The organism is Pseudomonas persica (assembly GCF_900291015.1).
GTDB lineage: Bacteria > Pseudomonadota > Gammaproteobacteria > Pseudomonadales > Pseudomonadaceae > Aquipseudomonas.
In genome coordinates this window covers 1-231 of sequence record NZ_OLKL01000414.1, presented here as the reverse complement: position 1 = coordinate 231, position 231 = coordinate 1, and the positions used below count along the sequence as shown (strand labels likewise).

Sequence of the window (231 nt, the reverse complement as noted above, 5' to 3'; positions counted from 1 at the left end):
AGTCGGACCTGACCCTGCTGACTCTGGCCGGCCCGGAAATCGGCGTGGCTTCGACCAAGGCTTTCACCACCCAGCTTGTTTCGCTGATGCTGCTGACCCTGGCTCTGGGCCAGGTGCGCGGTACCCTGGAAGCCGGCGTCGAAGCCGAGCTGGTTGATGAACTGCGCCGCCTGCCGGCCCGCCTGGGCGAAGCCCTGGCCATGGACGCCACCGTCGAGAAAATCGCCGAGC

1 pseudogene is annotated in these 231 nt (G+C 67.1%); it reads left to right on the top strand.

From position 1 onward, the window contains the following. Positions 1–231: pseudogene (locus FQ664_RS27105) on the top strand (glutamine--fructose-6-phosphate transaminase (isomerizing)); the annotation flags it as partial.